The organism is Flavobacterium cyanobacteriorum, assembly GCF_002251835.1.
GTDB classification, from domain to species: Bacteria; Bacteroidota; Bacteroidia; order Flavobacteriales; family Flavobacteriaceae; genus Flavobacterium; species Flavobacterium cyanobacteriorum.
Genome location: NZ_NOXV01000303.1, coordinates 43896 through 63864 on the forward strand (window position 1 = coordinate 43896; position 19969 = coordinate 63864).

Annotated in this window: 22 protein-coding genes; 10 read left to right on the forward strand and 12 right to left on the reverse strand. The window is 42.8% G+C overall.

Annotated elements, in window-relative coordinates; all coding sequences use genetic code 11:
- The first annotated feature begins 30 nt into the window (after window positions 1-30).
- On the forward strand, window positions 31-2403 hold the full coding sequence (locus tag CHU92_RS14210; RefSeq protein ID WP_094416713.1) for a glycosyltransferase: 2373 nt from the start codon (window positions 31-33) through the stop codon (window positions 2401-2403).
- A gap of 277 nt (window positions 2404-2680) precedes the next feature.
- Here CHU92_RS14210 and CHU92_RS14220 read toward each other — a convergent pair whose 3' ends face one another.
- Window positions 2681-3187: a hypothetical protein gene (locus CHU92_RS14220; protein WP_129583100.1), complete on the reverse strand. Its 507-nt coding sequence runs from the start codon at window positions 3185-3187 to the stop codon at window positions 2681-2683.
- A 106-nt stretch (window positions 3188-3293) separates the two neighbouring features.
- On the opposite strand from CHU92_RS14220, the gene CHU92_RS14225 reads away from it, so the two are divergent.
- Window positions 3294-3851: a DUF1543 domain-containing protein gene (locus tag CHU92_RS14225; RefSeq protein ID WP_094416719.1), complete on the forward strand. Its 558-nt coding sequence runs from the start codon at window positions 3294-3296 to the stop codon at window positions 3849-3851.
- Window positions 3852-4098: 247 nt separating this feature from the next.
- Here the strand turns inward: CHU92_RS14225 and CHU92_RS14230 are convergent, their stop codons facing one another.
- Entirely contained in the window at window positions 4099-5151 is a 1053-nt protein-coding gene (locus tag CHU92_RS14230) for a T9SS C-terminal target domain-containing protein (protein ID WP_243389613.1), read from the reverse strand.
- A 172-nt stretch (window positions 5152-5323) separates the two neighbouring features.
- On the opposite strand from CHU92_RS14230, the gene CHU92_RS14235 reads away from it, so the two are divergent.
- Entirely contained in the window at window positions 5324-7297 is a 1974-nt protein-coding gene (locus tag CHU92_RS14235; protein WP_094416721.1) for a trehalase family glycosidase, read from the forward strand.
- A 147-nt stretch (window positions 7298-7444) separates the two neighbouring features.
- Window positions 7445-7936 (forward strand): hypothetical protein, encoded by a 492-nt coding sequence (locus CHU92_RS14240; protein ID WP_094416723.1) that lies wholly within the window; start codon window positions 7445-7447, stop codon window positions 7934-7936.
- Here CHU92_RS14240 and CHU92_RS14245 read toward each other — a convergent pair.
- From CHU92_RS14245 to CHU92_RS14255, 3 genes are all read right to left on the reverse strand, one after another.
- On the reverse strand, window positions 7933-8442 hold the full coding sequence (locus CHU92_RS14245; RefSeq protein ID WP_094416725.1) for a hypothetical protein: 510 nt from the start codon (window positions 8440-8442) through the stop codon (window positions 7933-7935). The two genes, CHU92_RS14240 and CHU92_RS14245, sit on opposite strands and share 4 nt — an antisense overlap.
- 178 nt (window positions 8443-8620) lie before the next feature.
- Window positions 8621-9073, reverse strand: a complete 453-nt coding sequence (locus tag CHU92_RS14250; RefSeq protein WP_094416727.1) for a hypothetical protein — start codon at window positions 9071-9073, stop codon at window positions 8621-8623.
- Complete coding sequence (locus CHU92_RS14255) at window positions 9073-9729, reverse strand: DUF4920 domain-containing protein (protein WP_243389614.1); 657 nt, start codon at window positions 9727-9729, stop codon at window positions 9073-9075. Before CHU92_RS14255 ends, CHU92_RS14250 begins: the two co-directional genes overlap by 1 nt.
- A 174-nt stretch (window positions 9730-9903) precedes the next feature.
- On the opposite strand from CHU92_RS14255, the gene CHU92_RS14260 reads away from it, so the two are divergent.
- Window positions 9904-10968, forward strand: coding sequence for a branched-chain amino acid aminotransferase (locus CHU92_RS14260; RefSeq protein ID WP_094416729.1), 1065 nt, complete (start codon window positions 9904-9906; stop codon window positions 10966-10968).
- 55 nt (window positions 10969-11023) lie between these two features.
- Here the strand turns inward: CHU92_RS14260 and CHU92_RS14265 are convergent, their stop codons facing one another.
- Window positions 11024-11410: a pyrophosphohydrolase domain-containing protein gene (locus CHU92_RS14265; RefSeq protein WP_094416755.1), complete on the reverse strand. Its 387-nt coding sequence runs from the start codon at window positions 11408-11410 to the stop codon at window positions 11024-11026.
- A 70-nt stretch (window positions 11411-11480) separates the two neighbouring features.
- Between CHU92_RS14265 and CHU92_RS14270 the strand changes: the two genes are divergently transcribed.
- The 5 genes from CHU92_RS14270 to CHU92_RS14290 all read left to right on the forward strand — a co-directional run bounded on the left by CHU92_RS14270 (window position 11481) and on the right by CHU92_RS14290 (window position 15848).
- A complete protein-coding gene (locus tag CHU92_RS14270; RefSeq protein ID WP_094416731.1) occupies window positions 11481-11675 on the forward strand; it encodes a hypothetical protein in 195 nt (64 codons plus the stop codon).
- A 216-nt stretch (window positions 11676-11891) separates the two neighbouring features.
- Window positions 11892-12488: a penicillin-binding protein activator LpoB gene (locus tag CHU92_RS14275; protein ID WP_094416733.1), complete on the forward strand. Its 597-nt coding sequence runs from the start codon at window positions 11892-11894 to the stop codon at window positions 12486-12488.
- A 10-nt stretch (window positions 12489-12498) separates the two neighbouring features.
- Entirely contained in the window at window positions 12499-13989 is a 1491-nt protein-coding gene (locus CHU92_RS14280; RefSeq protein WP_094416735.1) for a COG3014 family protein, read from the forward strand.
- A 6-nt stretch (window positions 13990-13995) separates the two neighbouring features.
- Window positions 13996-14373, forward strand: a complete 378-nt coding sequence (locus tag CHU92_RS14285) for a hypothetical protein (RefSeq protein WP_094416737.1) — start codon at window positions 13996-13998, stop codon at window positions 14371-14373.
- A gap of 122 nt (window positions 14374-14495) precedes the next feature.
- Complete coding sequence (locus CHU92_RS14290; protein WP_094416739.1) at window positions 14496-15848, forward strand: hypothetical protein; 1353 nt, start codon at window positions 14496-14498, stop codon at window positions 15846-15848.
- Window positions 15849-15973: 125 nt separating this feature from the next.
- Here the strand turns inward: CHU92_RS14290 and CHU92_RS14295 are convergent, their stop codons facing one another.
- From CHU92_RS14295 to CHU92_RS14320, 6 genes are read right to left on the reverse strand one after another with little or no spacing between them, the layout of a single operon-like run.
- A complete protein-coding gene (locus tag CHU92_RS14295; protein ID WP_094416741.1) occupies window positions 15974-16696 on the reverse strand; it encodes a tRNA threonylcarbamoyladenosine dehydratase in 723 nt (240 codons plus the stop codon).
- The gene (locus CHU92_RS14300; protein ID WP_094416743.1) at window positions 16689-17333 is read right to left on the reverse strand and encodes a TatD family hydrolase; all 645 of its coding nucleotides are present in this window, start codon (window positions 17331-17333) and stop codon (window positions 16689-16691) included. The genes CHU92_RS14295 and CHU92_RS14300 overlap by 8 nt, the downstream gene beginning before the upstream one ends.
- Window positions 17334-17336: 3 nt before the next feature.
- Entirely contained in the window at window positions 17337-17744 is a 408-nt protein-coding gene (locus CHU92_RS14305) for a putative toxin-antitoxin system toxin component, PIN family (protein ID WP_094416745.1), read from the reverse strand.
- A complete protein-coding gene (locus CHU92_RS14310) occupies window positions 17725-17949 on the reverse strand; it encodes a hypothetical protein (protein ID WP_094416747.1) in 225 nt (74 codons plus the stop codon). Before CHU92_RS14310 ends, CHU92_RS14305 begins: the two co-directional genes overlap by 20 nt.
- Window positions 17950-17968: 19 nt before the next feature.
- Window positions 17969-19156 carry a tRNA 2-thiouridine(34) synthase MnmA gene (gene mnmA, locus CHU92_RS14315; RefSeq protein WP_094416749.1) on the reverse strand — a complete coding sequence of 396 codons (1188 nt, stop codon included), beginning with the start codon at window positions 19154-19156 and terminating at the stop codon, window positions 17969-17971.
- Window positions 19157-19195: 39 nt separating this feature from the next.
- Window positions 19196-19891, reverse strand: coding sequence for a toxin-antitoxin system YwqK family antitoxin (locus tag CHU92_RS14320; RefSeq protein WP_094416751.1), 696 nt, complete (start codon window positions 19889-19891; stop codon window positions 19196-19198).
- Window positions 19892-19969 lie beyond the last annotated feature (78 nt).

Below are 19969 nucleotides of genomic sequence, written 5' to 3' on the forward strand. Positions count from 1 at the left end.
CACACCACTGCTAATAACATCTAATGAGGTATGAAAACCAGGAAGACCACAGGAAAAAATTTTCAATCCTACAACAAACTGATTGAAAGGCTTGGCGCACAGGATGCCGTAAAACCTGTTGTAAATATATTGCCTGAAATAGTAGTAGTAACCACATTTCCACCAAGGGAATGTGGTATTGCAACATATTCAGAAGACCTCATCAGGGCGCTAAAAAAACACTATATAGACTCCTTTTCTATAAAAGTGTGCGCGGTTGAAAATACCAATGAAAGGCATAATTATGATTATACTGACGTGAAATATGTGCTGAATACTTCCAAACCAGACTCCTATAAGTTATTTTCTGAACAGGTAAATCGTGATGACAACGTTAAAGTAGTGCTCATACAGCACGAATTTGGCCTATTTGCTGAAACGGCAAACCATTTTAACACGTTTATAAATGACATCAACAAGCCGCTTTCGCTGGTATTCCATACCGTGTTGCCAAATCCTGACAGAGCGCTTAAAGACAATGTCTGTTATATGCTGGACCGTGCCGATTCGCTCATTGTAATGACACACAATGCTGCTAATATCCTTAAGCGCGATTACGCAGCAGATGCTGAGAAAATTACTGTTATCCCGCACGGTACGCACCTTGTGCCACATACTGACAAGGCGCAACTAAAAAGGAAATATGGTTTTGAAGGCAGGAAAATACTATCAACATTTGGCCTTTTGAGTTCCGGAAAAAGCCTTGAAACTACCCTTGACGCGCTGCCCGAAGTGATTAACAAATGCCCAGAAGTTCTGTTCCTGATAATTGGGAAAACACACCCTACAGTAGCCCTGAATGAAGGAGAACACTACAGGGACTTCCTTAAACACAGGATACAGGAACTTGGCCTTGAGGAAAATGTAAAATTCATCAATAAGTATGTAGCCCTCGATGAACTTCTGGAGTATTTGCAAATGACCGATATTTACCTGTTTACTTCCAAAGACCCTAACCAGGCCGTAAGCGGTACATTTTCATACGCGCTCAGTTGCGGCTGCGCCATCATATCTACACCGATACCTCATGCAAAAGAAGTATTAGCCGGCGATACGGGTATAACCTTTGATTTTGGAGACTCACAACAGCTTGCCGGTGCTATCAATACCTTGTTGTTTGACGTGGAGTTAAGGCATACAATGGTGTTAAACGGCCTGCATAAAATAGTGCATACCGCCTGGGAAAATTCGGCTGTCGCCCATGCTAAAGTGTTGCAGAAAGCAGCCGGAGAAGGGCTTGGGCTGCATTATAAAAACCCGGTGGTAAACCTTAGCCACATCAAGAATATGACTACCGATTTTGGCATATTGCAATTTTCCAAAATAAATAAGCCGGATATTGAGTCGGGCTACACCCTTGATGATAATGCGCGGGCGCTAATAGCTATGTGCCAGTACTACAAGCAGTACCGTAATACAGAGTCGCTGAAGTACATCAAAACGTACCTGAACTTTATCGATTATTGCCAGCTGGAAGACGGCAGGTTCCTTAACTACGTAGATTTTAATTCCAACTTTACCCCGCAGAACCGGAATGAAAACCTTGAAGACAGCGCGGGCCGAGCCATGTGGGCATTAGGCTATGTGGTGTCTTTATCTAAAATACTTCCGGAAGAAATTGGCAAAAAAGCCGAAGGGATGTTCCAGAAAACGCTGTCGCTTACTAAAAACATCCACTCTACAAGGGCTATGGCTTTTATTATCAAAGGCCTGTATTACTACAACCGCCATATTAAGGATGTAGATAACCTTTTATATATAAAACTTTTTGCCGACAGGCTGGTGCAGATGTACCGCCACGAAGCTGATACAGAATGGAAGTGGTTTGAAGGATACCTGACGTATGCCAACAGCGTACTGCCTGAAGCATTGCTGCTTTGCTACGCTATAACCGGCAATGAAACCTACAAGGCCATAGCTAAGGAATCATTTGATTTCCTGCTGTCAAAGATATTTACCGATAATTCCATCAGGGTGATATCGAACCGCGGCTGGTACTTTAAGGGGCGGAACAAAGAGCTATTTGGCGAACAGCCGATAGACGTGGCTTATACCATACTGGCCCTCAGGAAGTTCCATGACATCTTTAAAGATGAAGAATACCTCAGCCGGATGGAAAGCGCATTTAACTGGTTTCTTGGCAACAACCATCTCCAGCATATTGTTTATAACCCCTGTACGGGAGGTTGTTTTGACGGGCTTGAGGAGCACAGCGTAAACCTGAACCAGGGTGCGGAGTCCACTGTAAGCTACCTCATGGCCAGGCTGACTATCAATAAATATTTTGGCAATCCTGAGGGCAGTTATTTCCGCAGGAGGAACAGGGCCGACCAACTGGCAGCAATGGACGGACTCCATTTCTAAGCCCGCGAAAAATGTCCCGGACAAGCAGAGGCAAGGCTGGCAACTACATTTTCCAGCCCCGATGGAAGCGGCATCCTCCCCGCCGCCCGCTTTTGCGGCGGGGAGATAGAGCTGAGAGCGGGAAATAGCTGCCAAAAAAATAAAAGCAGTACATTACTGAGTATCAGGAAAACGTATAAGTACAATGCCTTACCGGAAATACTTTCTTTACATAACTGACAAACAAAAGCCGGCGCTGATACGACCGGCTTTTGTTTTGCTATGCCAGGAGCTGTAATTAATTTTCAAGCCTGTGTACTTCCACCCCGCCCTGCTGGCCAAGGGCTTCAATTACGGCATCATAACTATTAACGTTGACCGTATTGGCAAAAAATCCGGGTACGCGCACAATCCTGAAAATCTGGTTTTGGGTAAGGCCCGGCAGGGCGTTCAGGTCGGCAAATTCGTTTGACTGCATAAAAATTTCCACATCATCAGCGGTAAAGTTGAAGTCATAATCCACTTCGCCACCATTATTTAAATATATAGTCCGGGGGATTTGCTGCCATACATCAAACCCGTCAACATTAACAAGCCTGTACACCAGCACCACATCCGCATCGAAAGTCGGGGGTGCAAATTGGTAAAAAATCGTAAAGTTGTTTCCGGCATTAAAATCAACATTGGTCAGTTCAATTACCTGGCTAATCGTATCATTATCGGTATAGACTACATCATCGTCATTATCACAACCTGTAAAAACGGCCATTCCGGCAAAGGCAAAAAATAGGAAAATCTTTTTCATAATTATAAACTGTTTTTTATTGTCATAAAGGTAATTCCAAAAACTGCACCAAAATTTAAATTTAGGAGAAATTTGGTTATTTTTATTTGAATAACTTTGCAAGACTATGGATACGGATTTTAAACTTTACATGATTTTACTGGGCTGTAAGCCCAAGGGCAGGTTCACGGAACAGCATGATATTTTTTTCGGGATTGGGACATCGCCGGAAGCGCTAAAAGAAGAAATGTATGCTTTCTGGCCCGATGCCGGCACCCTGCACATTGATTCATGGCGTGAAGTAACCACCGTGGAAGGCTGTACTATAAAAGTAGTGCCCAGGAAAAGCATGCGCCCTGGCGGTGACAAACTTTTTTTCATCAACCTTGGCGGTTACCGTCCCGGTGATTTTGAAGAATACCATTATAAAATGATTATGGTGGCGCCTACCATGGCCGAAGCAATAAAAAAATCAAAAGCATCAGCTTTTTATAAGCATTTTGGCTTCAGGGGTGCCGAGTCGCATATTGATGACAAATATGGCATTGATGTAGATGATGTATACCCTGTTGAAGACATGCTGGCACCACACTTCAGGGAAAAATACGCCTTAGAGCTGGCAGCCGCGCAAAACCCTCGGGAAGACATCCTGCACATAGGCTACCTGAAGATAGGCCCGGTATAACTACACCACTGCCTCTTGCCGGGACACAAATCTAACCCTTGTTATTTACTTGGAGCAGCCGGCTAAGCGCTTTTCTGCAAGGTTTGGTCGCGCTGTCCGCTATATCTCACCCGCCGCCATAAGCGCGGCGGCGGGGAGGATGCCGCTTCCATCGCGGCTAGGCAAAAACACCAGTCTTATCCTGGCTGCTTATACTATGAGCGCATCCATCTGGCTTTTATAAAATAGTGGCCAGGCAGGACACAACCTACCTTGCTTTGCCATCAGGCCCCGGGGCAGTAGCTATACTGATGTACGGCTGCAGGAACGGGGCCAGGCTGAAATGATGGAGTTTCTGTGGGACATCAATAAATGGTGCTTTAGCAAACTTTTCATTGGTAACATAAAAATCTATGCCATTATTGCCGGCAATGCCTTCTATTTGGTGGAATGACAGGCCCAGCCGGAGCTTCCTTTTATTGCCCGAAAAAAAATCATGCCCGTTGAAGCCATATAGCAGGTACAGGAATGGCTGCAAAAATGTACTGTAACCGGTAAGGACTACAATCTTTTTATCTTCAATATATACCGCACCTGTAATCAGGCCTTGTGTATCAAATGTTGCTTTCAATGTTGCCTGGTAAGTACCCGGCTCTTTAGGCAATACGTATAGCGACGTCTTTTTGCTTATCCATTGTTTGGTAAACAGGTACAGGCTGTCTGCAGAGGCGATGAGTGCTTCACAATCAAAATCGGTGTGGTTTGCCTCCTTGGCTGTATAATCGGTTTGGCCGGCATAACTAAAATTTATGTTTGCCGTAACGGGTTCGCCATTCAGCAGTGAAGTTTTCGCTACCTTTATTATCCTTAAGTCAGTACGGTTTCCGTTTGCATTGTTACCAAAATCGCCGATGTATATATAATCCTCATCCTGTGCCACATCTTCCCAATCCTGGTTGCTTACCCCGTTTATGGGAATAGGCTGCCCCACTGCGCCGGTACCCGGATCAATAGCATATAGGTTTATATCCGTATCGTCATTATGCGTATATAAGCTACTGCCCCAGAGAATAAGGCCGGATGTCTCCTTGAGCACAGGGGAAAGGCCTACCGAAGCCACCGGGTTTACCGAAGCTGGAGGGTAAGTGCAGCTACCGTCATTAATGGTAGCATCAGGGTTGTAATTACCGGCCAGCGGATCAGTACAGCCGGGTACCTGGGCCACGGCGGTAACTGCTGAGAATAATAAAACCCATACTATTGCATTTATCTTCATTGTAGAATCCTGTAGTTTAGCACTAAAATATGCATTCTGATTCATTGAAGATATTGTTTTAGTAAATTTTAATATTAAAACGTTCCCCTGTATAGATAGTAAGTTCCCCGGCTTCGTATACCATCCTACCTCAATATTTCTTTAAATAATTATAATATAATGTTAAGAATGGCTGGTAGGGCTTCATAGCTTCTGCAAGATTTGTAATTTTAGGTTCATGAGCTATGGTATTAATCATAATCTTAAAAAATCTGCCTGTATAGGTTTTTTAGGAACCATTTTTACGGCCAATGTATTTATGAACTGTAGTGCCCGATTTACAGAACAGGAAATTTATTTTGAACTTCCGGTAAAAAAAACCATGAACGACCTGCTGCTCGGCTATGATAGCGATGGCGATAAACGTATTACTAAAGATGATGCCCCCCAGAAAGATTACTTTATGATAAGTACTAAAGGCGATACCGTAATTCTCCGCAATACTTATCACATCAGTAATTTGCTGCAGGAACTTGCCATAGCTGCAGACAGCGCACAGGAAACGCTAAGTATAAACCTCAGGCAAATACAGGAGCCGCCAGCCGAACGTATATCGCGCCGCATCCGCACACATTTTTGGGATGACCTTACGCGTACTGTTGATGAAGCCGGATTAGACCGTATTGCCACCGATGAAAAAATGCATGATGCGCACCAGAGGGTATATGTACCCTATTATGACAGTACGGGCATTGCCTATTTTCTGGAGCTGCAAAAGCGCCGGAGGAACCTTGAAGTGAACATCCTTCCCCCTGTAATCACACCGGAATATGTGCGTTCCATAAATAGCAAACCGGGAATATTAACATTGAAAATCAAAAATGGGAAAGGCGTACCTTTTGTAGTACCCGGCGGGCGGTTTAATGAAATGTATGGATGGGACAGCTACTTTGAAGGTGTTGGCCTGATTCTCGATGGGCGGGCTGACCTTGCAAAAGCTATGGTTGACAATTTCTGTTACCAGATAAAATTTTACGGTAAAATACTAAATGCTAACCGTTCCTACTATCTTACCCGGACACAGCCGCCATTCCTCTCATCATTTATCAAAGAAGTATATGAAGCCATGCCTGTTAAAGATAAAAGGTGGCTTGCAGAAAGCCTGTCCATGGCTATACACGAATATGAAACGGTGTGGATGCAGGGCAAACGGTTTACGCCACAGACGGGCCTTAACCGCTATTATGCTGACGGCCTTGGCATTCCGCCAGAAACAGAACCAGGGCATTTCAGGGAAGTGCTTGATAGCTATGCAAAAAAATATAACCTGAGCATTTTGGAATTTGAGGAACAATACAAGAGTGGCAGGATCATGGATGCCGGGCTAGACCGCTACTTCGTCCATGACCGGACATTGCGCGAAAGCGGCCATGATACATCATGGAGGCTGGATAACGTGGCAGCAGACCTGAATTGTGTTGATGTTAATGCCCTTTTATATAAATATGAGGCCGATTTTCAATATTTAATTGCAAAATATTTTGACAATGAATTTACTGCCGAAAACGGCAATACTTACACCACCGGCTACTGGCATGAAAAAACAGCAACGCGCAAACTGCTTATGAAACAATACCTATGGGACAAAACAGCACAATGTTTTTATGACTACAATATAAAAAAACAACGCCAAACGGATTTTATGTCGGCTACAAATTTTTTCCCGTTGTGGGCAGGCCTTTGTACAGAAGAGGAAGCCGCTGCCATAGTACCCCTGCTCCTGCATGAGCTGAAAGCAGCGGGAGGTTTCCTGGCCTCAGGCCGGGACAGCACCTATAAATACGCTACAAATAACGTGCAGCGCCAGTGGGACTACCCAAACGGATGGGCCCCTCACCAAATGATGCTGTGGAAGGGCCTGCTACATTATGGCTATAAAGCTGAGGCCCGTGAAATGATATACCGATGGCTGTATATGATTACACAAAACGCGGTAGACTATAATGGCACAATACCGGAAAAATATGATGTAGTGAAAAGTACGCACAAGGTTTATGCTGAATATGGCAATGTTGGGGCTGAGTTTGCCTACATAACCCGGAGCGGCTTCGGCTGGATGAATGCCTCGTACCAGCTCGGCCTCAGCCTGCTTGAACCGGAATATGTGCAAAAGCTAAATAATTTGGAAAAGCCGGAAGCCATATTTAAATAGCAGCAACTATAATGCTGTCACCTTACATACCACAAAAGGTAGTGGTACAGACAGGGAAGCTGTAAACTTAAATTTTGCTTAGTATTCCACATCCTTATTACATGTTGTGTTAAAGTTGGATAATTTTGGCTCTAAAATTATGTAATTATGAATGATGCACATTTTCACCTGATTGTAAATCACCTCCCTATTATCATACCTGCCATTGGACTGGCCGTATTGGTGGGCGGACTGGTAACCCGAACTGAAGTTATAAAACGAACCGCTTATTGTATATTAATTGCCGGTTCGCTTGCCACTATCGCCGCAATGGCAAGTGGTGAAGGGGCAGAAGAAGTTGTAGAGCAACTGCCCACTGTAGGGCACAACCTTATAGAAGCCCATGAAGATGCAGCGGGTACTTTTGCGGTTTTATCTTACCTGCTGGGATTACTGTCTGCAGTGAGTTTGTGGGCCAGCATGAGGCAGCAGAAGATTTCGCGGATTCTGGCCCCGGCTACGGTTTGCTACAACATGGGTGTAGTTTATTTTGCACTATTGACAGGAAGCACGGGAGGTAAAATTAATCATCCTGAAATCAGTAACGCAAGCAGTAAAATAACTAACGTAATAGAGCAAGAGCATACTAATGATGACTAATGCAGCGTTAATCCATTAGCATCGGCATTAGCAGTAACTATAAACATCAATCCTGTAAAATCAGCTGAATTTTCTGAAAGTATAGGGAGCATCATGTAAAGCAGCAGACAGTGCAGTAATCCGTTGGTAGAGTTACCATCAATGCGAAGAGTGGCTTTACTATTTTCAGAATCAAGGTTATAGGCCAATATGACTTGCCCGTTATGAGTAATGCTCCACCCGGCCATAGGATTGTTACTCACCGAAAGGGTATAGTTTTTACCTTCATAATTGAAATACCACTTATGTCCATACCAGTTAACGGGCTTTATTTCAATAGCACCTTCGTGGTTCTGGATAATAATGGCAGTTTTCCAAAAGCCTTTACGGTATATTTTGTAGTGTTTGCCATCAACAGTGCCAGTTGCCGTTCCCTTTGTTATATGCCATTCTAACGTGGCTAGTAACAAGCCATCAGTGCTTAGTGAGTAGGCAGTATCATTTTCCTGTTTCCATTTTAGTTCCATAAGCCTATATCAAAGTTACGGTTATAGGTCGCAAGGAGAAGATATTTGTTACAACGCGTATAACGATACGTTTAGGTACCTGAATACATATAAATAATATCCATTTTTAGTCATACTTATATTTTGTGCAGAATATTTAAAAGTATCATTGCACAAAATATTTCATGCTATGTTCAATTTATTTAATGTATAATTTCTTTATTCTCGATACCGGGCCTTCGCATTTTGCTTCATGGCAGCGTACACATGCATCAACAGCATCATTGAAATGCTTTGTGGCGTTAAGGGTATCTTGGTAAATGAGTTGCTGCGCCTTGATAAACTTTGCGGCCTGTTCCTTGAAAAAAGCATCATTTTCATCAGGGTCGGTCATTACTGAGGAATGTATTTTTAATATATGCTTAGGGAAAGTACCTATAGTATCGCCATTTTTTATGCGCTCCTTAAGCCGCTGGTTGTCCACGTACATCTGTTCCATTAAAGCTGCCATTTCAGACATTTCGTACATCACGAATTCCTTTTCGGGCTTTTTTGCGGTCTCTTTCGGGGCTACCGGCTTTGGCTCTTCCGCTTTTTTGGCGCAGGCGCTAAAAATTACAAGCGATGAAAGTATGACAGGGAACTTTTTCATTACTTACTTATAAGCACGCCGTCAGCCATAAACTTATACTCAATCTTAGGCTGGGTTATTTTTGCAATCTCAGCCTCGCTTTGCCCACCGTCTTTAGCATAATGCTTTAACTGGGCAATTGATGTTTCGCTTACAAAAGCTTTTCCGCTCACTATTGCTTCTGACTCCGCTGCATTTAGCGGGACAAAATAAGCATAGTCTTTAAATTTAACGAACGATTTCTGCCCGCCCGGAAGCTCCATTTCCATCCAGCAACCCTTTTTCTGGCAAACATCTTTTATGGTTGACCTGAACTTAACTGTTATAGTATCCCCCGGTTTTAGTGACCTGTACTTTTGCAGCATCTGTTCTTTAGTAAGTGCCTTATCGGCAACTATCTTCGCACCAAATGAACTGTATTGAGCCTTAACTTCCTGCCTGGCAGGTTCCATAGTATTGCCGGATACAATTTTAGCGGCAGGCGCTTCTTTAGCCTCAACAGGAGCTGCCGGGGGAGCTGCTTCACTATTAGTATCTGATACGGTATCGGTGTCAACATGCATAGTATCTGCCTTTCCCTCAATAACTGTATCTTCACTCTTTATTTCTGTTTCTTTATGCTTTTGGCAGGCTGTAAATGAAAATAATACAGCGGCTGCAACAACTATTTTTTTCATATTTTTAATTTTCTTTGGAAAGCAAAGTTATACAGAAAACTCTAACAGCAAAACATTTAACTTTATTTAGAACCTTTCTCATAAAAGGCAGGTATAATGTAAATTTTTATCAAAAAGTTACAGGGTATCTTTTTTTAGTAACTTTGCAGCCATACAACTACTAACCACCACTTGATGGATACAACCCCAACCCTTATAAATATTACCAGAGCAACGGTATCTAAAATAGGTTCGGTTGATTTTGAAAACCTTACTTTCGGCAATGTTTTTACTGACCATATGCTTGCTTGCGAGTACAGCAACGGCGCGTGGCAGGCTCCTGTAATAAAACCCTATGAACCTTTCATGATTGATCCTTCGGCCAAAGTTTTTCATTATGGCCAGGCAATTTTTGAAGGAATGAAGGCGTATAAGGATGAGCATGATGATGTATGGCTTTTCCGCCCTGATGAAAATTATGACCGTTTTAATAAATCGGCCGCAAGGCTGGCAATGCCCGAAGTACCGGAAAATATTTTTATCGGCGGGCTGAAAGCACTACTAAACATAGAACGCGAATGGGTAAAAAAAGGGAAAGGCAATTCACTCTATATAAGGCCCTTCATGATAGCTACAGGTTCAGGTGTGATAGCCGCGCCCTCAACCCAATACCGCTTCATGATTATCCTCTCACCTGCCCGATCATATTATTCAGGGGAAGTAAAGGTTATTATTGCGGAGCATTATAGCCGCGCCGCCAATGGCGGGATAGGCGCGGCGAAGGCTGCAGGTAACTATTCGGCCCAATTTTACCCTACAAAACTGGCCAATGAACAAGGCTTCCAGCAGATCATCTGGACGGATGATGCTACGCACACAAGGCTTGAAGAAGCCGGAACCATGAATGTTTTTTTCAGGATAAATGATACCTTATATACCGCACCTACCAGTGAAAGAATCCTGGACGGTGTAACACGCAAAAGTATTATAGAACTTGCCGCCCGTGAAAATATACCTGTAGAGGTGAGGCCTGTACTGGTATCAGAAATTGTTGCAGCTGCTGAAAACGGCACGCTTAAAGAAATATTTGGCGCGGGCACAGCGGCAGTTATTAATCCGATATGCGGCTTCAGCTACAAGGGCAAATACTATGAACTTCCTGTAAGCGAAGACACTTTTGCCGCAGAATTAAAAGAAAAACTTACCAACATACAATATAAACTCGCCGAAGATACATTTGGCTGGACAGTTAAGGTATAGGAATATCAAGGGCAGGAACCATACGTACACCAAAAGAATGTATGGCTAATGCCTTTTAATGTCCAAGTATTTCTTTAAAATCTGGCTTAAAATAGTTGGGGCCTTTCATTACCTTGCCGTCTTCCCGGTAAATAGGCTTGCCGTCTTGGCCCAGTTTGCTCATATTGCTTCTCTGAATTTCATCGAAAACTTCCTCTATTTTGTGCTGTAGGCCATGCTCGATTATTGTACCGCACAAAATATATAACATATCACCCAGCGCATCGGCAATTTCTACCACATCATTATTCCGTGCAGCTTCAAGGTATTCTTCATTTTCTTCTTTCATCAGGTTATACCGGAGCATGTTTACCTGTTCGCCAAGCGATGCCTTTGGTGTTTCGCTTATGCCCAGCCCGAAAGCGGCATGGAATTGTTGTACAGCTTCAAGTTGCTTTTTCATATTTCTGAATTTGCAATAAAAATAGATAATATTAAAGCCTATGTTGTAGCTTTGCAAAAAAGATTTCAACATGTTTAGCAGAGGACAACTTGTATTTGCCGGCTTGTTTATTGTAGTTTTTGTTGCCGTTATGGTTTATGTTTACAGGAAAGACCTTGCCCTGCATAAAAAATATTATAAAGGCAGTTACTGGATATTGATATGTTTCCTGATTTTTATAGGGCTCTTATTTGTATTAAAAAGCTTTCTTAAAGCCAATCCCTGATAATTTGCAAAGTTTTTGAATATCATATAGCCTGTTAAAAAGCCTGTTAAAGTAATCATTACATGTTTTGAAGAGGGAGCATGACTTATCCTGGTATCTCTTTTTATTCATCAGTTAAATTGTTAAATTGGCACGGTATGTGTAATGGGTAAAATCGTTATAAAAATTTTAACATTATAAGTAATAGTATTAATTTGCACAATAAATTTTAAAATCATGAAAATCAAATTACTTTCTTTGGCGTTCTTTTCCGCTACGGCACTATTAATTGGGGGCTGTTCATCTGCTCCAAAAGTAACACGTGTTAATGAAGATACAGTAACTGACCTTAGTGGCCGCTGGAATGAGACCGATTCAAGGGTAACGGCTCAGGAAATAACCGCCGAACTGATGTCGCACTCCTGGTATAGCACCTATGCTTCAGAAAATACAGGAAAAAAACCTGTTATAATTGTAGGTATCATTACCAATAAATCACATGAACATATTGCTACTGAAACATTTTCAAAAGATATAGAGAAGGAAATGATAAATTCCGGAAGGATGAAAGTAGTCCAGGGTGGTGCCATGCGTGAAGAAATACGCGCCGAAAGGGCAGACCAGCAAAATTTTGCTTCCCAGTCAACCATGAAAAAATTTGGCCTGGAAAACGGTGCAGATTTCATGTTGCAGGGTACCATAAACTCTATAGTAGACCAGGCCGGCAAAAACAAAACTGTATATTACCAGATAGACCTTGAGCTTACCAATATCCAGACAAATGATAAAGTATGGATTGGTGACAAAAAGATAAAAAAAGTAGTAAGAAAATAACCTGCGCCTGATGAAAGCAGCCAATAACATTATTGCCGCTATTATTAGGCCTTTGCCCTTTTTGTTACTGTTTGCTTTGAGTGCCTGCAGCACTTATAACAGCCAGTTGGGGATTGAAAATGACCTGTACAACGGTGATTTTGATAAAGTAGCTTCTACTATTGAGAATAACCGTTTCCTGAAAAAAGACAAGAACAGGCTGTTATACCTGCTTGAAAAGGGGAAGGCGGAACACTTGAGGGGCAACTATGAAGCCAGCAACCGCCTTCTTGAAGAAGCCTATTTACTGGTGGATGATAAAATCAAAACATCGGCCGCGCAGTATGTAGCCGCTAAATTTACCAACCCCAATGCCGAGCCATACAAAGGCGAAGACTTTGAAAAAGTTACCATTCATTATTATAAGGCTATCAACTTTTTTATGATGGGCAGGCCGGATGATGCGCTTGTAGAAGCAAAACGCATAAACTTAAGGCTGCTTGAATTTAATGACAAATATGAAGGAAGGAAAAATAAATATACCCGTGATGCTTTTTCGCAGATACTACAGGGTATAATTTATGAGTCAACCGGTGATATCAATAACGCCTTTATAGCCTACCGCAATGCGGAAGAAATATACAGCAGCAGCAACAACGTTTATTTCGGTGTAAAATTCCCGGAGCAGTTAAAGCAAGACCTGCTGCGCACCGCAATGCAACTCGGCTTCAGGCAGGAATATGATGACTACCTCAAAAAATTCAACTTTGCTAAAGATTATGTCCCGGCCCCGCCTGCTCCCGCGGAAGCAATACTATTTTGGGAAAATGGGCTCGGCCCGGCTAAAGACCAGATTATACTGACTGTATCGGCCTCTCTTGGCGCATTTGTGGCGACCTATACTGAAGACGGCATAACACGTGAGATTATAATTCCAATACCCCGTGATGTTGACCTTGGCGTAATTAATGCCATTGCCATACCTAAATACAACAGGCGAGAAAGCTTTTACAAGCATGCTATTGTAACCTGTAATAGCAACGAGCAAAACCTGGAAACGGTTGAGGATTTTTATCCTATAGCCGAACAATGCCTCAATGACCGCATGATGCGCGAAGTAGTAGACCTGGCCCTGAGGTTTGCCACAAAAAAAGCCGCCGGAGCGGGGTTAGGCACTATCGCTAAAGAAAACCTGGGAGGGGACTGGGGCGATATCGTAAGGGCAGCCAGCGATATTGCGGGTGCAGCCACCGAAAAAGCCGATACGCGAAACTGGCAGACCCTGCCTGCAACAATAAGCTATGCAAGGTTTCCGCTCAAGCAGGGCGAAAATAAAGCTACATTAAAAAAATTTGGGCCTGATGGTGTTGTGGATACCGATATACTGACTATCCCATTCCGCCCCGGCCTGCAAATTGTTAATTATTATGACCTTGGCAGGACACAGGTGACCCCACCTCAAGCCACTGCGGTACAACCTGCACGTGAAGCCTCGGTAATTCCTAACCCTGCAAATCATTAAAGTATTATGAAAAAAATATGGGCAATATTATTTTTAGTAATTAGCGCCGGGCTGGCCGCACAATCCCAAAATGAATGGGAAGAGTGGCAAAAAACAAGTTGTTACAGCAAAATATGGTTTCGGCTCAGAGAAGAACCAAGGCATGGGGAGCAATACCATTGGAAAGTACAGTTCAGGAACGGTTACAATGAACTTATATCCTTTAATTATCATGTTGCCGATAAGCTACAGCAATACAATATTACCACACGGCGCAAAACGCTTAATGCAGGTCAGGAAAGCGAGGAGATAGATATTTATGCCCGGGAAGCAGATATATACCTCCTGGTTGATAAAGTTAGCCTTAGCCCTTATCCTGAATCTTTTTTAGGATGTGACCAATAAAAAGCAGCTCCCTCAAGGGAGCTTTTTTAATTTAAGCGCTTTAGCATGTTAAAGGCATTAGTTTCTTTATATATTTATTTATAATTTTACGCCTGCCTGCGAATTTTAAGAATCAAAGCTGCATGAAAATTTTAAAATATGTTTTTTTGCTCCTGCTCATCATTGGAATTGCCCTAGTTGTATTTATCGCAACCCAGGAAGGCAGGTATGATATTATAAAAGAGCGGGTTATAAAGGTTCCGGAAGCCACATTATACAATTATGTAAATGATTACCACAACTGGGAAAATATTGGCATCCTTACGCACAATGATACCACTGCCATTTTTACATATCCCGGCGTGTCATCAGGTAAAGGCGCAATCGCAAGCTGGAGGCTCAAAGATTTAAAAGGGGAAATAACTACTATTAAAGCAATACCCGGGGATTCACTGGTACAAAAAGCAGTTATCAACGGCCTGGTCTCCTACATAAAATGGGAGTTTCATGAGATGAAAGGGGCAACAAAAGTATCTGTACAGGTCAAAGGAGAACTTAGTTTTACAGAAAAGGCTTATGCTGTTCTTAAAGGAGATGTCCAGGACAACCTGGAAGCCAGCCTGGAACAGGGATTGAAAAACCTTGATAACTTTCTTGTACATGAATTAAATACCTATACTATCAATGTTGGGGAAGTTGTAACCAAGACCGGCACATTTTACCTAAAACAAACTGCAGTATCATCGCTTGAGGAAACCGCAAGGAAAACTACTGAGATGCTTAACAGGCTTTTGCTATTTGCCGGGGAAAATAAAATTTCGACTAACGGTGCCCCATTTACGTTATATAAAGTATATGACAAACAGGCAAACAGGGCAGAATATGCAGTCTGTATCCCCATAAAAGAAGAAATATTCACTATGGCAGGCAGTGATATTGAAGGAGGCAGGCTTGAACCATTCACGGCACTGAAAATAAGACTAAGAGGAGATTATTCACACCTGAAAAAAGCATGGGACGCCGGCTACCGTGAGATTAACAGCAAGGGCTTATTGCTCAATGCAACCCTGGCGCCTATAGAGGCTTATACAAAAAGCATAAAGCAGGCAAGAAGGCCATCACAATGGATTACTGATATTTATATACCGGTAGGGCAGCCTACAGTAATCCAGGCTGAGGAAGCTGTTCCTATGCCACCATTAACATCAACACAAGGAACTACAACAACAGGGGAACCTGCGAAACAGGCAACAGTAAAGCCTGCAAATACCACAACGGGCACTACGCAGCCAGGAAATAAAGTAACGACGAGGCAACCTAATGCCGGAACAGGGCAGCCACGGAGTAGAGGTGAATCACAGGAAAAGCCGGCCGGAACCACTACTACAAGGGCAACCTCGACACCTGCCAATAAACCTGCGGGAATCACCACTGCAAAACCACCTGCCACAACAGCAGAACCGGCAAAGACACTACCAACACAGGTAACAGAATAAAATGCGGATTTAATAATTTAAAGAAACCTTATCATTCCGGCGAAGGAGAATCAAATGTTTAGATTTGGGGTTCTTCACAACATTTCATTTCGTTCAGAATGACATCAGGATAACTTTTAAAGATATTACTGTTTGTTCTTTATCAGGTATTTAACTACCGTCTCTGCCGAATGCAGTCCGAATACTGCGGGAATCCAGCTGTTAGTGCCGTAAAACGATTTCTTGAAATTAAGCCCGTCAGTCATTTTAAGGCTGTCCTGGTCAGGCGCTTCCGTTGAAAAAACTACTTTTACACCTTTGCTTACACCTTCTTTTTTAAGGCGCTTACGTACCGTCTTAGCCAGCGGGCATACATCGGTTTTACTAATGTCAGCCACTTTCACCTTTCCGGCTTCATATTTACCTCCGGCCCCCATATTGCTGATTATCTTAACCTTTTTCCTGCGTGCGGAAATGATAAGGTTGAGCTTAGGGGTGATGCTGTCAATACAGTCCAGCACATAATCATATTCGTTAGTCACCAGGCTATAAGCACGGTCAGGTGATAAAAATTCCTTTATCCTTGTCAGCTTAAGTTCGGGGTTTATGTCCATAAGCCTGTCGCCTACTACATCTACTTTTGGCATCCCAACTGTAGAATGAAGCGCAGGCAACTGACGGTTTATATTGGTAATATCTACAACATCACCATCAACAATGGTCATGGTGCCCACACCTGCACGGGCTAAGAATTCGGCTGCAAATGAGCCCACACCGCCAAGCCCCACTACCATAACGTGGCTTTTCTTTAAATTATCGAGGCCTTCTTTTTTAAATAAGAGCTCGGCCCGCTCTGTCCATTCAGCCATTCTTAAAAACGGTTTTAAAATTAGTGCTAATTGTATCCTGTAGTGCCGCTATATTCATATTTCGTGCCAAAGCCGCTTTAGCGTACACTTCTTCAATGCCTTCTTCAATAGTGTCGGTTTCCAGGAAAAACCTGTCTTCGGGAACCATTGCCAGCACTGCCGACAGCTCCGGGTTGCGCAGCAGGTACTTCCCGAACGAGAGGTAAAAGCCATTATCAAGCAATTGCTTTGCCACCTGCGCGTTCTTTGAGAACCCGTGGATGATCATCGGGACGCCCGGCTGCAGCCTGTCCTTTATCTCAACCAGCTCCTGAAAAGCCGCAACAAGGTGCAAAATTACAGGTTTTTGGTATTGTTTTGCCATTGCCAGCTGTTTTTCAAAAACTTCAGCCTGAATAGTAAGCGGAGTTTCAATACGTTTATCAAGCCCGCATTCGCCTAAGGCAAGGCAGTTGGGTAATTGCAGCCGCTGCTCTATAATTGCCAGGTGCTCCCCTACTTTCTCCTCATCAATATGCCATGGATGTATGCCTGTTGAAAAATACGGCACATTAATCTCCTCATAAGGATAGCGGTTAACTACCTCAAAAGTATTGGGGTTGTTGGTGAAGTTGTGGGTATGGAGGTTGTGGAACATAGATTAAATTAAATAGTCTGCCATAGTAACTATTTTTGTCTTTCCTATTTTATCTAATTCTAATAAATCCTTATCTCCTGTAATGAGATGGGTGGCTTTTCCATCTTTAGCCAAAGACAAAAGAAAGTTATCCTTTTCATCACGACATAACCTGACATCAGAAGTAACTTCAATAAATTCTGAATATAAGTGGATTTGTTGCAGCAGATGCTCTACATTTTCAGGCGAAAAATATTGTTTAAATTTAGGCCTTGATGTGACTTCTAAAAATTCTTCCAAAAGTTCATTACTAAAAAGCAACACTACTTTTTGTTCGTAAAGCAGTACATCGAGTTTAGAAAAATCTTTGGTAAGGAAAAAACTAATCCAAAGATTTGTATCGATAACAACCCTACTTTTTCTTTTTAGCATACCGATCTGCCCTTACAGATTCAACTTCTTTGGTAATATCTTCCAGCGTTGGGGCATCTTTCGATGCGTTTTGCCGAATATCTGACAGTACCTTAAGAAAGTTATTTTGTCCTGTAGGCTTCATAGAAATCAATTTAAGTTCTGCAAGATCCTGAAGGAGTTTTATAGCTTTTGGATTTAATATGTCAATCTGATACGTTTCCATACATCAAAGATAATTAATTTTACGATATCACCCCGCTACCTACGAGTTCCTCACCAATGTACCATGCAGCAAACTGGCCTTCGGTAATGGCGCTTTGCGGCTGCTCAAAGGATATATACATACCGTCCTCAAACTGGTGCAGTGTAGCCTTTTGCAGTGGCTGGCGGTAACGTATCCGCACCATCACGTCCATGGTTTCGCCATCTTTCAGCGCCAGGTCCTCGCGTATCCAGTGCACCTCGCTGCCCTGTATGAACAGCGCCTTGCGGAACAGGCCCGGGTGGTTGTGCCCCTGCCCTGTGTATATAGTATTGGTTTCAGTATCGGTCGCTATAATGAAAAGCGGTTCTTTGGTCCCGCCTACATTTAAGCCTTTGCGCTGGCCTATGGTATAATAATGCGCTCCCTGGTGCTTACCAACAAGTTTGGCCATTTCAGGCTTGTAGTCAATGTTTTTAGCTTCGTGAGCCAGTTGTTCTTTTACTGATGTAAATTGAGGTTTCTCTGCCTTATAGGTGTCCATATCGGCATTAACTTCATATATTAATCCTTCTTTAGGCTGCAGCTGCTGCTGAAGGAATTCCGGCAGCCTTACCTTGCCTATAAAACAAAGCCCCTGTGAATCTTTTTTCTCAGCGGTAGCCAATTCTATTTTTGCGGCAATTTCGCGCACCTGCGGCTTTGTAAGCTCCCCTATAGGAAACAAAGCCTTACTAAGCTGCTCCTGGCTAAGCTGGCACAAAAAGTAGGACTGGTCCTTATTGCTATCAACACCTGCCAACAACTGGTACACTTCTTTACCGTCTTTTTCTATAGTAGCTTTGCGGCAGTAGTGGCCGGTTGCCACGTAATCGGCTCCCAGGCTAAGGGCAATCTTCATGAACACATCGAACTTTATTTCGCGGTTACAAAGCACGTCAGGGTTTGGCGTGCGGCCTTTTTCGTATTCGTTGAACATATAGTCCACAATACGCTCTTTATATTGTTCGCTCAGGTCAACCGTCTGGAAAGGGATTCCCAGTTTTTCGGCTACTAAAAGTGCGTCGTTACTGTCTTCCAGCCACGGGCACTCGTTGGATATAGTAACCGAATCATCATGCCAGTTCTTCATGAACAGTCCTATAACCTCATAGCCCTGCTCCTGCAGCAGGTATGCCGCCACACTTGAATCTACACCGCCCGAAAGCCCTACAACAACACGTTTCATTTTCTCTTCCCTGAAATTTTGGCAAAGTTACAAAAATAATCAATTGGCTTTTTTAGCCGGTACCCTTTTGGCGCTCATATCTACTTCTTTAACCAGCTTACCTTTTTCAAAATATTGCCATATACCGGCTTTTTTACCATTTTTAAACTGGCCTTTTACAATTACCTGGTTACCGGGATTACGGTAAATTACCGGCCCGTGAAACTCATCATTTTTATACTGTGCTTCCTCTATTACCACGCCTTTTTCGGTGTAGCGCCTGTAAGGGCCTTCCTTAACGCCGTTAACATATACTGTTTCTTCGGCTAAAATAGTACCCGGATAAAAAACTTTTTTAGTACCTGTAAGCTTTCCTCCTGTATAATTCTCAAGAGAAAGCAGGGCACCGCCTTCCTGGTAAAACTTCCATTCGCCCTCCCGTACCTTATTTACTTCCCTGCCTTCGGCGGTTTTTGCGCCTTTGGCATCAAAAAAAACGGTATAGCAGGACCCGTTACCTGCAGAAAAATCTTTTGTAGCCACAACAGGCGAACCCTTTGTGTTTTCAAAGAATTTAAAAACACCTGTTTCTTTTCCATGATTGAATGTACCCTCATAACGCGGCAGTTTAGTATCTTCATAAACGCCTTTCCATAATCCGTGACGCTGGCCGCCGGCATCTTTTTTATTAATATCCTGCGCTGTTGCAGTAAGCGTTAAACACAATAACACTATTGCTGACAGTAATTTCTTCATATAATACCTTTATCTTATTAAACTAAAATGCTATCTAAGTTCAATTCATAAGTGCAACACATAAATCTGCTGGAGTTT

Excerpts from the sequence above, each read along its gene's own strand:
- CHU92_RS14210 (WP_094416713.1), top strand. The coding sequence starts at position 31 with ATGAAAACCAGGAAGACCACAGGAAAAAATTTTCAATCCTACAACAAA.
- CHU92_RS14220 (WP_129583100.1), bottom strand. The coding sequence starts at position 3,187 with ATGAAAAAGATTTTCCTATTTTTTGCCTTTGCCGGAATGGCCGTTTTT.
- CHU92_RS14225 (WP_094416719.1), top strand. The coding sequence starts at position 3,294 with ATGGATACGGATTTTAAACTTTACATGATTTTACTGGGCTGTAAGCCC.
- CHU92_RS14230 (WP_243389613.1), bottom strand. The coding sequence starts at position 5,151 with ATGAATCAGAATGCATATTTTAGTGCTAAACTACAGGATTCTACAATG.
- CHU92_RS14235 (WP_094416721.1), top strand. The coding sequence starts at position 5,324 with ATGAGCTATGGTATTAATCATAATCTTAAAAAATCTGCCTGTATAGGT.
- CHU92_RS14240 (WP_094416723.1), top strand. The coding sequence starts at position 7,445 with ATGAATGATGCACATTTTCACCTGATTGTAAATCACCTCCCTATTATC.
- CHU92_RS14245 (WP_094416725.1), bottom strand. The coding sequence starts at position 8,442 with ATGGAACTAAAATGGAAACAGGAAAATGATACTGCCTACTCACTAAGC.
- CHU92_RS14250 (WP_094416727.1), bottom strand. The coding sequence starts at position 9,073 with ATGAAAAAGTTCCCTGTCATACTTTCATCGCTTGTAATTTTTAGCGCC.
- CHU92_RS14255 (WP_243389614.1), bottom strand. The coding sequence starts at position 9,729 with ATGAAAAAAATAGTTGTTGCAGCCGCTGTATTATTTTCATTTACAGCC.
- CHU92_RS14260 (WP_094416729.1), top strand. The coding sequence starts at position 9,904 with ATGGATACAACCCCAACCCTTATAAATATTACCAGAGCAACGGTATCT.
- CHU92_RS14265 (WP_094416755.1), bottom strand. The coding sequence starts at position 11,410 with ATGAAAAAGCAACTTGAAGCTGTACAACAATTCCATGCCGCTTTCGGG.
- CHU92_RS14270 (WP_094416731.1), top strand. The coding sequence starts at position 11,481 with ATGTTTAGCAGAGGACAACTTGTATTTGCCGGCTTGTTTATTGTAGTT.
- CHU92_RS14275 (WP_094416733.1), top strand. The coding sequence starts at position 11,892 with ATGAAAATCAAATTACTTTCTTTGGCGTTCTTTTCCGCTACGGCACTA.
- CHU92_RS14280 (WP_094416735.1), top strand. The coding sequence starts at position 12,499 with ATGAAAGCAGCCAATAACATTATTGCCGCTATTATTAGGCCTTTGCCC.
- CHU92_RS14285 (WP_094416737.1), top strand. The coding sequence starts at position 13,996 with ATGAAAAAAATATGGGCAATATTATTTTTAGTAATTAGCGCCGGGCTG.
- CHU92_RS14290 (WP_094416739.1), top strand. The coding sequence starts at position 14,496 with ATGAAAATTTTAAAATATGTTTTTTTGCTCCTGCTCATCATTGGAATT.
- CHU92_RS14295 (WP_094416741.1), bottom strand. The coding sequence starts at position 16,696 with ATGGCTGAATGGACAGAGCGGGCCGAGCTCTTATTTAAAAAAGAAGGC.
- CHU92_RS14300 (WP_094416743.1), bottom strand. The coding sequence starts at position 17,333 with ATGTTCCACAACCTCCATACCCACAACTTCACCAACAACCCCAATACT.
- CHU92_RS14305 (WP_094416745.1), bottom strand. The coding sequence starts at position 17,744 with ATGCTAAAAAGAAAAAGTAGGGTTGTTATCGATACAAATCTTTGGATT.
- CHU92_RS14310 (WP_094416747.1), bottom strand. The coding sequence starts at position 17,949 with ATGGAAACGTATCAGATTGACATATTAAATCCAAAAGCTATAAAACTC.
- mnmA (WP_094416749.1), bottom strand. The coding sequence starts at position 19,156 with ATGAAACGTGTTGTTGTAGGGCTTTCGGGCGGTGTAGATTCAAGTGTG.
- CHU92_RS14320 (WP_094416751.1), bottom strand. The coding sequence starts at position 19,891 with ATGAAGAAATTACTGTCAGCAATAGTGTTATTGTGTTTAACGCTTACT.